The organism is Sphingomonas sp. GlSt437 (assembly GCF_048015635.2).
In the GTDB taxonomy this organism is placed as follows: Bacteria; Pseudomonadota; Alphaproteobacteria; order Sphingomonadales; family Sphingomonadaceae; genus Sphingomonas.
Genome location: NZ_JBPGYA010000002.1, coordinates 368,616 through 381,759 on the forward strand (window position 1 = coordinate 368,616; position 13,144 = coordinate 381,759).

Here is a 13,144-nt window from a genome sequence, read left to right on the forward strand (position 1 = left end):
TCCAGTCCCTCGCTCACAACATCCGCTCCAATGCCGCCATTGCTGCCGCATCCACCTGCTCGCGCACCGCCTCATCGGCGATCCCATCGAACACGCCCGAGATGAACGCGCGCAGCAGCATCCCCTTGGCGTCTGCAGGCGCGATGCCGCGGCTCTCCAAGTAAAACAGCGCATTGGTATCCAGCTCGCCGATCGCCGCGCCGTGGGCGCATTTCACGTCATCGGCGTAGATTTCGAGCTCGGGCTTGGCATTAGCGGTCGCGGTGCGGGCAAGCAGCATCGCCTTGACCGACTGCGCCGCATCCGTCTTCTGCGCATGCCGCGCCACCGCGACCTTGCCGAGATAGGAACCGGTCGCCCGCCCGCCGAGCACCGAGCGCACGACCTGATTGCTGGAGGCACCCGGCGCGACATGGCGCATCGTGGTAACGATCTCCAGCGTCTGCTCGCCCCCACCGAGCATTGCCCCGCCCAGCTCGAAATGCGCGCCCTCGGCCAGCGTCACGTCGATCGACACCCGCCCCAGCGCACCGCCGACATTGAGCACATGGAAATCGGCCCGCGCGCCCTGGCCCAGCTCGACCTCGATCTCGTGGATGGCAACTGCATCGGGCGCTGCATCCTGCACGATTACCCGGGCGACGCTCTCCCCCGCCGGCACCACGATTCGCTCGGGCGCCGGCAGCGGCCAGACGCGCGCGACTGCCGCCAGATCCGAATAGCGCCACGCCTCGTCTTGGCGGGTGGGGAAAGCACGGGTCATTAAATCCTCCCCTGCAAGGGGAGGGGGACCATTTGCGCCAGCAAATGGTGGAGGGGTATGGCGCCATTGAGAGGGGGATACCCCTCCGTCAGGCCTTCGGCCTGCCACCTCTCCTGCAAGGGGAGGATCTGAGCATTACGGCTCACACCGCCACCCCCGCGCCAATGCCGGCATAGCCCTCGCGCTCCAGCTCTAGCGCCAGTTCCGGCCCGCCGCTCTTCACGATCCGCCCGTCGGCCAGCACATGCACGACGTCGGGCTGCACATAATCGAGCAGCCGCTGGTAGTGCGTGATCAGCAGCACGGCCTTGTCGGGCGCGCGCATGATGCGGTTGATGCCCTCGCCCACGGCCTTCAGCGCGTCGATGTCGAGGCCGCTGTCGGTCTCGTCGAGGATCGCGAGGCGGGGGCTCACGATTCCCATCTGCACCATCTCGTTGCGCTTCTTCTCGCCGCCCGAGAAGCCGACATTGACCGCACGCTTCAGCATCTCGGCATCCATGCCGAGTGCTGCGGCCTCCGCGCGGGCGAGCTTCAGGAATTCCGCGCCCGACAGCGGCGCCTCGCCCCGCCCCCGCCGCTGCGCGTTGAGCGCCTCGCGCAGGAACTGGACGTTGGAGACGCCGGGGATTTCGACGGGGTACTGGAAGCCGAGGAACAGGCCAGCGGCGGCACGCTCGTGGGGGGCGAGGGCAAGGAGGTCGATCCATTCCTCGTCGCCCCGCACTTGATGCGGGGCCTGGCTAACTTCCTCCAACGTCGGCGAGGAAGAAGAGCCTTGGCCCGTGTCAAGCACGGGCCGACGAGGGGCAAAGCTGACGGAACCTTCTGTCACCTCATAGCCCGGCCGCCCGCCGAGCACATAGCCCAGTGTCGACTTGCCCGCCCCGTTCGGCCCCATGATCGCATGCACCTCGCCAGCGTTCACGGTGAGCGAGAGGCCCTTGAGGATCGGCTTGCCGTCGATTTCGGCGTGGAGGTTTTCAATATTTAACAAGGACATTCTCTTCATCAAAACATAGGCGGAGCAAAAAATTGAGCTTCGGGTCGTCGCACTTGAAGAACCTCATAAACGGACCGCCCGGTTTCAGTGGACCGCGGTCAGACCAAATTGGCGTAGCAAAGCCCCACCGTGTAATTTGGCTCTCTACGCCAACAACTTGCTCCCTTGGGAAAGCCCAAAAAACGGTCACCCCACGCTCCCCTCAAGCGAAATCCCCAGCAGCTTCTGCGCTTCCACCGCGAATTCCATCGGCAGCTGTTGCAGCACTTCCTTCGCGAAACCATTCACGATCAGCGCTACCGCTTCCTCCTGCCCCAGCCCGCGCTGCATCGCGTAGAACAGCTGGTCGTCGGAAATCTTCGACGTCGTCGCCTCGTGCTCGATCTGCGCGCTGGGGTTCTTCACCTCGATATAGGGCACGGTGTGCGCGCCGCATTCGTCGCCCAAGAGCAGGCTGTCGCACTGGGTGAAGTTGCGCACGCCCTCCGCGCTCGCCGCGACGCGGACCAGCCCGCGATAGGTGTTGTCCGAGTGCCCAGCGCTGATCCCCTTCGACACGATCGTCGAGCGCGAGCCCTTCCCCAGATGGATCATCTTGGTACCGGTATCGGCCTGCTGGCGATTGTTGGTCACCGCGACCGAATAGAATTCGCCGACCGAATTCTCCCCTGCCAGCACGCAGCTCGGGTATTTCCAGGTGATCGCGCTGCCGGTTTCGACCTGCGTCCAGCTGACCTTGCTGCGCGCGCCCTGGCATAGCGCCCGCTTGGTCACGAAATTATAGATGCCGCCCAGACCGTTCTCATCGCCGGGATACCAGTTCTGCACGGTCGAATATTTGATCTCGGCATCGTCGAGCGCGATCAGCTCCACCACGGCGGCGTGCAGCTGGTTCTCGTCGCGCATCGGCGCCGTGCAGCCTTCGAGGTAGCTGACGTACGCGCCCTTGTCGGCGACGATCAGCGTGCGTTCGAACTGGCCGGTATTTTCGGCATTGATGCGGAAATAGGTGGAGAGCTCCATCGGGCAGCGCACGCCTTCCGGGATGTACACAAACGTCCCATCGCTGAAGACCGCGCAGTTGAGCGCCGCGAAGTAATTGTCGTGCAACGGCACGACCTTGCCCAGCCATTTGCGGACGAGATCGGGATATTCCTTGATCGCCTCGCTGATGCTGCGGAAGATGACGCCGGCGGCTTCCAACTCCTTGCGGAAGGTGGTCGCGACCGACACGCTATCGAACACCGCATCCACCGCGACGCGGCGCTGCGGCAGGCCGCCCTCGGCGCTTTCGCCGGGCTCGCTCGCCACGCCCGCGAGCAATTTCTGCTCGGCGATCGGAATGCCGAGCTTTTCATAGACGCGCAGGATTTCGGGATCGACCTCGTCAAGGCTACCCAGTTTGGGCTTAGCCTTGGGTTCGGCGTAATAATAGGCGTCCTGATAATCGATCGGCGGGATGTTGAGCTTGGCCCAATCGGGCGTCGGCATCGTCAGCCAGTGGCGATACGCCTTCAGCCGCCAGTCGAGCATCCATTCGGGCTCGCCCTTCTTGGCGCTGATGAAGCGCACCGTGTCTTCGGACAGGCCCTTGGGCGCGAATTCCTGCTCGATGTCCGAGCTGAAACCCCATTCATATTTCTTGTTGGCGGCGGCGATCGCTTCGGCGTTGCGGGTGGCCATGATTTACGCTTCCATACCTACCGCCGTGTTCCCGCGAACGCGGGAACCCAGGGTTCCGGCCGACACCGCTTGTGGCTCTGGGCTCCCGCCTTCGCGGGAGCACAGGCTAGCCAAACTCACCCCCCGCAACGCGCCCTTCACGGCGCCGTTGACGACATTCCAGTGCGGCTTCACCCGGCAGCTCTCCTCGATGCAGCAATCATGGCGGCCGCCATCGTCGACGCACGCCGTCATCGCGATCGGGCCTTCGATCGCTTCGATGATATCGGCCAGGCTGATCGCGGCGGCGGGCCGCGCGAGGCGTAAGCCGCCGCCAGTGCCGCGCGTGCTCTCGATCAGCCCCGCGCCCGACAAGCGGCTCACCAGCTTCTGCACCGTCGGCAGCGGAATGCCCGTCTCATCGGCGAGCAATGTCGCGTTCAGCCGGCCCGAAACGCCACAATGGCGCGCGGCGGCGGTCATCATCACGACCGCATAATCGGCTTGGGCAGTCAGGCGCATCGCATCCAATCGGATTGATTCGTTCCGATTGGGCATGTGGGCGCTTATCCGGGCGGCGTCAACCGCCGGGCGACAAGGTGATGTCGGCCATGATCTCGCCTGAGATTGCTTCGAGCGCGGTCGACACGGCGTCCGGATCGACGCCATCGGGCACCAGCAGTTCGGCGCGGGCGCGAAACAGCAATTCGCCCGACCATGAGCCCGGTTCCGCCGCCGTTTCGAGCGACTCGATATTGACGCCGAGCCCGGCGAGCACGCTCGTCACTTCACGGACGATGCCCGGCCGGTCGGCACCGACCAGCTCGAGCGACAGATGATGGCCCGCCGGCGGATGATGCGGCGCGGTGGGGGCCAGCGTAACCGCCAAGGTCGCCGGGTCGATCGCCGCCAGCGCCGCCTCCAGCCGCGCGACATCGCCCTCGCCGATTTCGACCAGCACCGCGCCGACATATTTGCCGCCCAACCGCCCGAGCTGGCTTTCCAGCCAATTGCCGCCCGCCTCCGTCACCGCATCGGCGAGCGCCGCGGTAAGCCCCGGGCGATCGGTGCCCAGCGCGGTCAGGATCATCGTCGTCGGCATCGCTCTCTCCCCGTTTCTGGCGGCTGACAGTTGCACAGTCGCGCGCGCCGCGCCAAGTGGCGCGGGTGCCCGATCCGATTGCCCTGTATGTCCATTGGCCGTTCTGCGTCTCCAAATGCCCCTATTGCGACTTCAACAGCCATGTCCGCGCGAGCGTCGATCAGGCGGTGTGGCGCACAGCGCTGCTGGCCGACATGGCGCATGAGGCAGCGCTAACCCCAGGGCGCCCGATCGGTTCGATCTTCTTCGGCGGCGGCACGCCCTCGCTGATGCCGCCCAAAACGGTGGCGGCGGTGATCGACGCGGCAGCCCGGCTGTGGGGCTTGCCCAGCGGCACCGAAATCACACTGGAGGCGAACCCGTCCTCGGTCGAGGCAGCGCGTTTCGCCGATCTGGCGGCCGCCGGGGTCAATCGTGTCTCGCTTGGGCTGCAGGCGCTCGATGATGAGGCGCTCAAGTTTCTCGGCCGCGCGCATGACGTGGTGGAGGGATTGGCGGCGCTGGAGGTGGCACAGCGGCATTTCGGGCGGGTCAGTTTCGACCTGATCTATGCGCGGCCCGGCCAGTCACTCGGGGCGTGGGAAGCCGAGCTCGCCCGCGCGCTCAGCCTCGGCACCGAGCATCTGTCGCTCTATCAGCTCACCATCGAGCCCGGCACCCGCTTTGCCACCGAAGCAGCGGCAGGCCGGCTGTCCCTGCCCGACGAGGACCTCGCCGCCGACCTGTTCCACGCGACCCGGACGACAACGGCGGCGGCGGGGCTCCCGGCTTACGAGATTTCCAACCACGCCCGCCCCGGCGCCGAGAGCCGCCACAATCTCACTTATTGGCGGATGGGCGATTATGTCGGCATCGGCCCAGGCGCGCATGGCCGGCGAGGTGGGGTGGCAACGGTACGGCATAGGAAGCCCGAGAACTGGCTGGCGGCGGTGGCTTCGAAGCAGCACGGCATCGCCGAGCAGGAAGCACTGCTCCTTGCCCAACGGCTGACCGAGGCGCTGGTGATGGGGCTAAGGACGCGCGAGGGCGTGTCCCTCACTCGCCTCGCCGCGCTCGGCGACGTGCCGGTCGATCAAGCGATCGACGTTGGCGCAGCGCAGCGCCTTGCCGCGCAGGGAATGGTGACACTGTCAGGCGACCGGCTGGCGGTGACCGATGCCGGCATGCTCGTGCTCAACGCGATTTTGGCCGAGGTGGCAGTAGGTTAAATCGTCCCCCGCCCGGGGAGGTGGCAGGCGTAGCCTGACGGTGGGGGAGGCAACCCAGCGTTCGATCGGCAGGCCACCCCCTCCGTCGCCTTCGGCGCCACCTCCCCCGATGGGGGAGGATTGGCAGCACTACCGCCCAAACCCGCTCGGCGCCGGCGACACCACCGTCGCCCCGCCGGCATGCACTTCCTGCACTTCCAGCGCGCGCTCGGCGACGCCGTCCCGGTTGAAGCGGAACGCGCCGTCGATGCCGGCAAAGCCGCCCGGATCGCGCAACCGGCTTTCGGGGAACGGCTCGCCCACCGGCCAGTCGCGCATGATCCGCACGGTCAGCAACACCGCGTCATAACCCAGGCTCGACAGCCGGTAGGGCGGCTTGCCGAAGCGCGCCCGGTATTTGACCGCATATTGCCGGTAGAGCCCGTTCGACACGCTCGCGAACCACGCGCCGTCAAGCGCGGCGACGCCGGTCACGCCATTATCGGCGTTCCATAGCTCGGTGCCGAGAATCTCCGCCTTGGCCGATCCGCCCTTGCGCAGCAGCGGCACGCTCGCCGCTGCCGCCGCGCTCGACCCCGCGATCAGGATCGCCTGATAGGGCCCGTTCTTGTTGAGCCGAGCGACGGCCGCGCCGAGCCCGCCCGGCGCGCGATCGTACGTCTGCAGCGACAGCACTTTGCCCCCCGCCTGCTCCACCGCGCGCAGGAACGCGGTCGAGGCACGCTCGCCATAAAGCTCGTTGGGCACCAGACCGGCGAAATCGGTCATGCCCTTGGAGCGCGCGAAATCGACGACGCGGGTGATCGACTGAGTCGGCGAATAACCGAGCAGATACGTTCCGCTGCCGCCAACGCTGGCGTCGTTGGAGAAAGTGATCAGCGGCACGCCCGCCTCGCGCGCAATTGGCGCCACCGCGCGCACATCCTCGGCAAGCAGCGGCCCCAGGATGAGCTTGTTGCCATCGGCCAGCGCTCGGCGCGCGGCGACGGCAGCGCCCTGCGCCGTATCATAACTCGTAATGCGCAAGCGATCGCTGCGGCTGTCGAGCACCGCCATCTGCGTCGCATTGGCGATGCTCTGGCCGACGCCGGCATTGGCGCCCGACAAGGGCACGAGCAACGCGACACGCTGGCGCGCAACATCCTGCGGAATGCCCGGGGTGACCACCGGCTGGCTCGGCTGCGTCGGCCTTGTCGGCTGCGGTCGCTCGACCGGGCCTTGCGGGCCACGCGGCACCACCGTCGAGCATGCCGACAGCGCCATCGCCAGCAGGCCGGCCACCAGCCGCTTCCCCCATCCGCCGCGCACATTTCGTTGCGACGATGCCGTTCCCTCTGCCATGACACTCCCCAATGAACGCGGACCTTTTGCCCGGCCTCTACATCGTCGCCACCCCGATCGGCAATCTCGGTGATCTCTCGCCGCGCGCCGCCATGGTGCTTTCACGCGCCGATGTGATCGCAGCAGAAGACACGCGTGTGACGGCGACGCTGCTTCGCCACATCGATTGCAAGCGGCCGATGGTGCCCTATCACGACCATAATGCCGACCAGATGCGCCCGAAGCTGATCGCGCGGCTGGCGCGCGAGGTGGTGGCGCTGGTCAGCGATGCCGGCACGCCGCTGATTTCCGACCCCGGCTATAAATTGGTGCGCGAGGCACGCGCGGCGGGGCACAATGTCGTCACCATCCCCGGCCCCTGCGCCGCCATCGCCGCGCTGACGCTCGCCGGCCTGCCGACCGATCGCTTCCTGTTCATGGGCTTTCTCCCCGCCAAGGCCGGCGCGAAGGCGAGCGCGATTGCCGAGATGGCGGGGGTGCGTGCGACATTGGTGTTCTACGAATCGGGGCCACGCCTGGGCGCGACGCTGGCGGCACTGGCGGTGGGGTTGGGCGACCGTGAGGCGGCGGTGACGCGCGAGATCACCAAGCGGTTCGAAGAGGCCGTGACGGGCACGTTGTCGTCGCTCGCCGCGCGCTATGCGGAGGCGCCGCCCAAGGGCGAGATCGTCATCGTCGTCGCGCCGCCGGGCGATCCCGAACGCGCCAGCGAAGACGATGCCGACGCCGCGCTCGCCGACGCGCTGACGCGCTTGTCGACCGGGCAAGCGGCGAGCGAAGTCGCCAAGAAGCTCGGCCTCGACCGCAAAGCGCTCTACGCGCGGGCGCTGGAGATGAAGGGATGACCGAGGCGCGCCAGGCCGCCGAGGCACGCGGTCGGCGCGGCGAGCGGGTGGCGGCATGGTGGCTGCGGCTGAAGGGCTGGCGCATCCTCGACAAGCGCGTGCGGACGCCTGCGGGCGAAGTCGATCTCGTCGCACGGCGCGGCAATCTGATCGCGTTCGTCGAGGTGAAAACCCGCGCCACCGCCGCCGAGCTCGATCTCGCCATCGACGAGCGCCGCCTGGCCCGCGTCGCCGCCGCCGCCGAAATCCTGATGCCGCGCTACGCGACGGCCGGCGAGGACATCCGCATCGACGTCATCCTCATCGCCCCCGGCGCGCGGCCCCGGCACATCGAGAATGCGTGGGTCGGGTGACAGCCGCTGCGGCTGGCCCTACATCAACCCTCTCGTCGCCCCAGCGAAAGCTGGGGCCGCTTGGTGGATGAGCGACCCGAGCTGCCAGCGACCCCAGCTCTCGCTGGGGTGACGGAAAATAGGCCGAGATGAAGAAAGCAGCCGCATGACCCTGACCGTCGCCGTCCAAATGGACCCGCTCCACTCGATCAACATCGCCGGCGATTCGACCTTCGCGCTGATGCTTTCCGCCCAGGCGCGCGGCCACCGGCTGTTCCATTATCTGGCCGAAGACCTGAATTATTCGGACGGCCGCGTCTGGGCCAAGGCGCATCCGGTGACGGTCCAGCGCGTGACGGGCGACCATTACCGCTTCGGCGACCCGGTCAGCCTCGATCTTGGCAGCCAAGCCGATGTGGTGCTAATGCGGCAGGATCCGCCGTTCGACCTCGGCTATATCACAGCCACCCACCTGCTCGAACGCATCATGGACCAGACGCTGATCGTCAACGATCCGGTCAGCGTCCGCAACGCGCCCGAGAAAGTCTTCGTGCTCGATTATGCGCGCTTCATGCCGCCGACGCTGGTAACGCGCTCGCTCGACGAAGCCCGCGCGTTCCTGGCCCAGCATGGCGAGATCGTCATCAAACCGCTCCACGGCAATGGCGGCAAGGCGATCTTCAAGGTCGGAAGCGACGGCACGAACCTGTCCGCACTGATCGAGGTGTTCAACACCGCGTACCGCGAGCCGCACATGGTGCAGGCGTTCCTGCCCGACGTGGCCAAGGGCGACAAGCGCATCGTGCTCGTCGATGGCGAGGTGGCGGGCGCGATCAACCGCTTGCCGGGCGCCGGCGAAATCCGCAGCAACCTGGCGGTCGGCGGATCGGCGGTGGCGACAACGCTGACGGCGGAAGAACAGGAAATCTGCGCGGTGCTCGGCCCGGAACTCAAGGCCCGCGGCCTGATCTTCGTCGGCATCGACGTGATCGGCGGCAAATGGCTGACCGAAATCAACGTGACCAGCCCGACGGGGATCGTCGCGATCGACAAGTTCGATGGGACGGATGTAGCGGGGATGATCTGGGAAGCGATTGAAGATAGGCTAACTTAGATAAATATAGCCTCAAGTGTTTCTCTTATCGATTATAAATTAGTAAAATACATTATGGATCGATATTAATATCGATCGATGAATCATTTTCGATTAATCTCCACAATTCTCCGTTTTTTGTGGAACCTCGAGCACCTATCTGGATCAAATATTCTTTAATGTCATTATCTCTTAGCCCTGTTACTCGCGAAAGTGTTTGAATGTTTTGCCATGTATCGTTTGGCTTACTCAAAATCTTGCGAAGAAGATCACAAACGGCTTTATCGTAATCTGGAAATTCGGAACGTCTTTCTAGCAAAGCCGTTAACCAAGTAGTCGCAACTGAGCCAGCAGTACCGATAGCTGCTCCCAGCACAACCCATCCTCCATCCGACATAAAACCCCTCCTCTTTCTCAGTTCAACGGATGTATGGACTGGTCAGGGCATCCCTACTCCCCCACCGGCACCGGCCGGCGTTTCTTCCCCGCTAGCTCATCATCCATGAACCCCAGCTCCTTGGGCGCAAAATAGCCGAACGCTTCCCAATCCCCGTGCTTCTGCTTGAACTCAGGGAGCGCCGCCGTCACCAGCGCTGCGCCTGACAAGCCCGCCTTGCGCTCCTTCGCCACCAGCGCTCGCAAGTCGCGGAGATAGCCGGCGAAATCCTTCACATCCGCCGCGGTCGCGACATCGCCATGGCCGGGGACGAAGCTCGTCACGCCTGCATCCGTCGCCATCGCGTCCGCCGTCGCGATCCACTCAGCGACATTGCCGTCGATGATGTTGGGCGAGACATGCCGCCACAGCAGGTCTCCCGCGAACAGCACATGCGCATCGGGCACGCGCACCGCCAGATCGCCGCCGGTATGGCCGAGTACCGGCTGCACCTCGACCTTGCGCTGGCCGAGCCAGATCGTCAGCGGCGCGTCGGTCGTCACATCGGGCAGCGCCAGCGCGGCGATCCGCGCCTGCAACGCCGGCGTCACCCGCTCGCCGAACAGGTGCGCATTCTCGGTCCGCACCCAGCCGCGCTCGTTCTTGTGCGCGACGATGATCGCGCCTGCCTCGCGCAGCACCGCATCGCCGCCGGTGTGATCGATATGGTAATGCGTGTTGACGACATAGCGGATCGGCAGCGGCGTCAGCCGGTGGATTTCGCCGATCAGCGCCTTGGTCGCCGCTTCGTTGTAAAAGCTGTCGACGACCAGCACGCCGTCATCGCCGATCACGAAGCCGGCGTTGGAGCCTGCCTCGCCCTTGGGCCCGTCGATCGCGGCATAGACGCCGGGGCCGATCGCCTTTAGCGCGAAGGGCAACGCCGGCGCCTGTTGCGCGGCGAGCGGCCAGGCGCCCAACGCAATCGCGAGGGCCGCGATTGCCCCACTCATCAAAGCTTTGGCCGACATAGCGCTCCCCAACAATCTCACAGTTGGAGGAGATTAGCCCAAAGCGGCCTCCTTGCCAAAGCGCCAGAGCACGCCGGCGCAAACCGCACCACATAACCGAGGGGCCGCACCAGCCCGACGCCAGCGCGGCCCCTGCAGCTACCAGGAATGGGAGCTTCCCGATGTTATTTCTTGGCGGCGTCCTTGGCTTCCTTGCCGGCTTCCTTCGCCTTGTCGCCGGCCTTCTCCGCCAGCTCGCCTGCATTCTTGGCGTCGGCGCCGGCCGCTTCCATCGCGTTCTGGTCGTTGGTCGCCATCGCGTCCTGCATCGCCGAATTGGCGGCGTCGGCCTGCTCGGCGGCGTTGTCGGCCATCATCGCGGCGTTCGACGCATCCTGCGCGGCATCGGTCTTGCTCGGCGACGAGCAGGCAGCAAGCGACACCAGCGCCAGCCCAATGGCAGCGTATTTCAACATCGTCAGATCTCCTTGGAAAGCGGGTTGGTCGGGACGCGCCGGCGGCACGTCAGGCAATCTCGTGGGCATGGCGGCGCGAGCCTTGCGCGGTCTCACCATCATTTCACCCCTGTTGTCGCCTGATGAAGCCAAACCGCCGGCGCTGCCTCAGGTTCCAACGACTCGTCGCAAAATACGGGCGAGCGCGGTCAGGCGCGGGGATGGGCGTTGCGATAGACGTCGAGCAGGTGCGCGGCATCGACTTGGGTGTAAATCTGGGTCGAGCTCAAGCTCGCATGGCCGAGCAGTTCCTGCAGGCTGCGCAAATCGGCGCCGCGCCCGAGCAGATGCGTCGCGAAGCTGTGGCGCAGCGCGTGCGGCGTCGTCCGCTCGCCCAGCCCGAGCCGGGCGCGCGCCTTGCGCACCGAGCGACGGATGATCGCCGGATCGAGCGCCCCGCCCTTCGCGCCCCGGAACAGCGGCTTGTCGCGCGCCACGCCCCAGGGTGTCAGCCGCGCATAATCCTCTATCGCCTCGCGCACGGGGGGGAGCAGCGGCACGATCCGCGTCTTGTCGCGCTTGCCCGTCACGCTGATCGTTTCGCCGAGTGGCAGGATCGCGCCGGTCAAGCCCACCGCCTCCCCGATGCGTAAGCCCGCGCCATAGAGCAGCAGGAGAACGGCGAGATCGCGCGCGGCGATCCAGGGCTCGGCGGCATCCTCCGCGACATCCTCGGCCAGCGCGACGGCTTCGTCGGGCGAGACCGGGCGCGGCACGCCTTTCTTGACGCGCGGGCCCCGCATTGCCGGGCCGGCGCTATCGCCGCCAGTCGCGAATTTCAGGAAGGCGCGCACTGCTGACAGCTCGCGCGCGGCAGAGGCATTGCCCAGCCCCTCGCCCCGCCGCTGCGCCAGATACGCCCGCAAATCGGCAGTCGACACCCGCGCCAGCGCGCCCGCGTCGACTGCCCCGCCCCAATGGCTTTGCAGGAAAGCAACCAGCCGCTCCGCGCTCGCCTGATAGGCCCGCACCGTATGCACCGACCGCCGCCGGTCGCGGCGCAGATGATCGGCAAAGGCCTGGGGGAGCGGGGGCATGGGAAGAGGTTAGGCGAGGCGCGGGCGCAAGGCGAGGTGCATCCGCTTGGGGCGCGCCAATGCGGGCGATCCCGTTTGCTAGTCGTCCGCTTCGAGCCGCCGATAGCCTTCATCGGTCGGCAGATCGATCGGCCAACACATGCTGAACTCGTTCATCGGCACGACGACCGGCGACTTCACATGCGCCACGCCAAGCTCGTTGAACAAGGCATGCGACGACTGATTGATCCGAATCCGAATGCCCTCATCATCGTAGCGCGCTCTGATCAAGGCGAGCCGCGCCGCATCGATCAGCCCCTGCGACGGGTGGGTGACGCCCTGCAACGCCTGCAGCTGCGACCACTGGGTGGGCTCATCCGCCTGCACCGCCTGCAGCGCGGCGATCTGGGAGTAGATGAAGCTCATCAGCCCCTGCTCCTTTTTCGGAAGCAAGGCGACACGGCCGCTCTGGGACGCCGCTTGCCAACGGCCGATCTGATTATCCCATGATGCGGGTTTGCCGATCCACTTCGGCGCGACGTAAGCGGGCGTGCCCGCCGCGGCGATCGTGCGGTCGAGCGCCTCCAAACGCCGCGCGATACACGGCTCCTCGCGCGTGCGGTTGTTGAGAATGGCGAAATCGGTCGCCAACTCATTCTCGATCTGCTCACGCGCCTCACCTGCGACGATGCGCTCGTGAATCTTCTCGATGATCTGCTCGCCAATCAGCGCGATGCAGATGCCGATGACGATCACCGCAATCTCCGACGCAAATTCGCGCCAGCTATGCACCGGCTTGGGCTTGTGGATGTCCATTTCGGGCTCCGGCTGAGGGTCGGCCGTTGGGTCAGGCGGGTCGGCGGGCAAGTCGGTCATCG

At 66.0% G+C, this 13,144-nt stretch carries 15 protein-coding genes; 4 read left to right on the top strand and 11 right to left on the bottom strand.

Annotation, left to right across the window (positions count from 1 at the left end; genetic code table 11):
* Positions 1-13: 13 nt before the first annotated feature.
* The 5 genes from ACLB0R_RS11245 to ACLB0R_RS11265 form a co-directional block, all read right to left on the bottom strand.
* On the bottom strand, positions 14-763 hold the full coding sequence (locus tag ACLB0R_RS11245) for a SufD family Fe-S cluster assembly protein (RefSeq protein WP_416643601.1): 750 nt from the start codon (positions 761-763) through the stop codon (positions 14-16).
* Between the two features lie 142 nt (positions 764-905).
* Positions 906-1,760, bottom strand: a complete 855-nt coding sequence (gene sufC, locus ACLB0R_RS11250) for a Fe-S cluster assembly ATPase SufC (protein ID WP_416643600.1) — start codon at positions 1,758-1,760, stop codon at positions 906-908.
* A 192-nt stretch (positions 1,761-1,952) separates the two neighbouring features.
* Positions 1,953-3,449 (bottom strand): Fe-S cluster assembly protein SufB, encoded by a 1,497-nt coding sequence (sufB, locus tag ACLB0R_RS11255; protein ID WP_416643599.1) that lies wholly within the window; start codon positions 3,447-3,449, stop codon positions 1,953-1,955.
* 3 nt (positions 3,450-3,452) lie between these two features.
* Positions 3,453-3,950: an SUF system Fe-S cluster assembly regulator gene (locus ACLB0R_RS11260; RefSeq protein ID WP_416643598.1), complete on the bottom strand. Its 498-nt coding sequence runs from the start codon at positions 3,948-3,950 to the stop codon at positions 3,453-3,455.
* A gap of 58 nt (positions 3,951-4,008) precedes the next feature.
* Positions 4,009-4,530 carry a glycine cleavage system protein R gene (locus tag ACLB0R_RS11265; protein WP_416643597.1) on the bottom strand — a complete coding sequence of 174 codons (522 nt, stop codon included), beginning with the start codon at positions 4,528-4,530 and terminating at the stop codon, positions 4,009-4,011.
* A gap of 56 nt (positions 4,531-4,586) precedes the next feature.
* Between ACLB0R_RS11265 and hemW the strand changes: the two genes are divergently transcribed.
* Complete coding sequence (hemW, locus tag ACLB0R_RS11270; RefSeq protein ID WP_416643596.1) at positions 4,587-5,738, top strand: radical SAM family heme chaperone HemW; 1,152 nt, start codon at positions 4,587-4,589, stop codon at positions 5,736-5,738.
* A 129-nt stretch (positions 5,739-5,867) separates the two neighbouring features.
* On the opposite strand, the gene ACLB0R_RS11275 is transcribed toward hemW, so the two are convergent.
* Positions 5,868-7,079, bottom strand: coding sequence for a penicillin-binding protein activator (locus ACLB0R_RS11275; RefSeq protein WP_416643595.1), 1,212 nt, complete (start codon positions 7,077-7,079; stop codon positions 5,868-5,870).
* Positions 7,080-7,090: 11 nt separating this feature from the next.
* Between ACLB0R_RS11275 and rsmI the strand changes: the two genes are divergently transcribed.
* From rsmI to gshB, 3 genes are all read left to right on the top strand, one after another.
* Positions 7,091-7,924 (top strand): 16S rRNA (cytidine(1402)-2'-O)-methyltransferase, encoded by an 834-nt coding sequence (gene rsmI / locus ACLB0R_RS11280; protein WP_416643594.1) that lies wholly within the window; start codon positions 7,091-7,093, stop codon positions 7,922-7,924.
* Positions 7,921-8,277 carry a YraN family protein gene (locus tag ACLB0R_RS11285; protein ID WP_416643593.1) on the top strand — a complete coding sequence of 119 codons (357 nt, stop codon included), beginning with the start codon at positions 7,921-7,923 and terminating at the stop codon, positions 8,275-8,277. Before rsmI ends, ACLB0R_RS11285 begins: the two co-directional genes overlap by 4 nt.
* Before the next feature lie 145 nt (positions 8,278-8,422).
* Complete coding sequence (gshB, locus tag ACLB0R_RS11290) at positions 8,423-9,370, top strand: glutathione synthase (protein WP_416643592.1); 948 nt, start codon at positions 8,423-8,425, stop codon at positions 9,368-9,370.
* 52 nt (positions 9,371-9,422) lie between these two features.
* On the opposite strand, the gene ACLB0R_RS11295 is transcribed toward gshB, so the two are convergent.
* From ACLB0R_RS11295 to ACLB0R_RS11315, 5 genes are all read right to left on the bottom strand, one after another.
* Positions 9,423-9,746, bottom strand: a complete 324-nt coding sequence (locus ACLB0R_RS11295; protein ID WP_416643591.1) for a hypothetical protein — start codon at positions 9,744-9,746, stop codon at positions 9,423-9,425.
* Positions 9,747-9,799: 53 nt separating this feature from the next.
* Positions 9,800-10,738, bottom strand: coding sequence for an MBL fold metallo-hydrolase (locus tag ACLB0R_RS11300; RefSeq protein WP_416643590.1), 939 nt, complete (start codon positions 10,736-10,738; stop codon positions 9,800-9,802).
* Positions 10,739-10,920: 182 nt separating this feature from the next.
* Positions 10,921-11,211, bottom strand: coding sequence for a hypothetical protein (locus ACLB0R_RS11305; RefSeq protein WP_416643589.1), 291 nt, complete (start codon positions 11,209-11,211; stop codon positions 10,921-10,923).
* A 188-nt stretch (positions 11,212-11,399) separates the two neighbouring features.
* On the bottom strand, positions 11,400-12,287 hold the full coding sequence (locus tag ACLB0R_RS11310) for a tyrosine recombinase XerC (protein WP_416643588.1): 888 nt from the start codon (positions 12,285-12,287) through the stop codon (positions 11,400-11,402).
* A 78-nt stretch (positions 12,288-12,365) separates the two neighbouring features.
* The gene (locus tag ACLB0R_RS11315) at positions 12,366-13,142 is read right to left on the bottom strand and encodes a hypothetical protein (protein ID WP_416643587.1); all 777 of its coding nucleotides are present in this window, start codon (positions 13,140-13,142) and stop codon (positions 12,366-12,368) included.
* Positions 13,143-13,144: the final 2 nt, after the last annotated feature.

Coding starts and splice junctions, on each gene's coding strand:
- ACLB0R_RS11245 (WP_416643601.1), bottom strand. CDS start 763: ATGACCCGTGCTTTCCCCACCCGCCAAGACGAGGCGTGGCGCTATTCG.
- sufB (WP_416643599.1), bottom strand. CDS start 3,449: ATGGCCACCCGCAACGCCGAAGCGATCGCCGCCGCCAACAAGAAATAT.
- ACLB0R_RS11260 (WP_416643598.1), bottom strand. CDS start 3,950: ATGCGCCTGACTGCCCAAGCCGATTATGCGGTCGTGATGATGACCGCC.
- ACLB0R_RS11265 (WP_416643597.1), bottom strand. CDS start 4,530: ATGCCGACGACGATGATCCTGACCGCGCTGGGCACCGATCGCCCGGGG.
- ACLB0R_RS11275 (WP_416643595.1), bottom strand. CDS start 7,079: ATGGCAGAGGGAACGGCATCGTCGCAACGAAATGTGCGCGGCGGATGG.
- rsmI (WP_416643594.1), top strand. CDS start 7,091: ATGAACGCGGACCTTTTGCCCGGCCTCTACATCGTCGCCACCCCGATC.
- ACLB0R_RS11285 (WP_416643593.1), top strand. CDS start 7,921: ATGACCGAGGCGCGCCAGGCCGCCGAGGCACGCGGTCGGCGCGGCGAG.
- gshB (WP_416643592.1), top strand. CDS start 8,423: ATGACCCTGACCGTCGCCGTCCAAATGGACCCGCTCCACTCGATCAAC.
- ACLB0R_RS11295 (WP_416643591.1), bottom strand. CDS start 9,746: ATGTCGGATGGAGGATGGGTTGTGCTGGGAGCAGCTATCGGTACTGCT.
- ACLB0R_RS11300 (WP_416643590.1), bottom strand. CDS start 10,738: ATGAGTGGGGCAATCGCGGCCCTCGCGATTGCGTTGGGCGCCTGGCCG.
- ACLB0R_RS11305 (WP_416643589.1), bottom strand. CDS start 11,211: ATGTTGAAATACGCTGCCATTGGGCTGGCGCTGGTGTCGCTTGCTGCC.
- ACLB0R_RS11310 (WP_416643588.1), bottom strand. CDS start 12,287: ATGCCCCCGCTCCCCCAGGCCTTTGCCGATCATCTGCGCCGCGACCGG.
- ACLB0R_RS11315 (WP_416643587.1), bottom strand. CDS start 13,142: ATGACCGACTTGCCCGCCGACCCGCCTGACCCAACGGCCGACCCTCAG.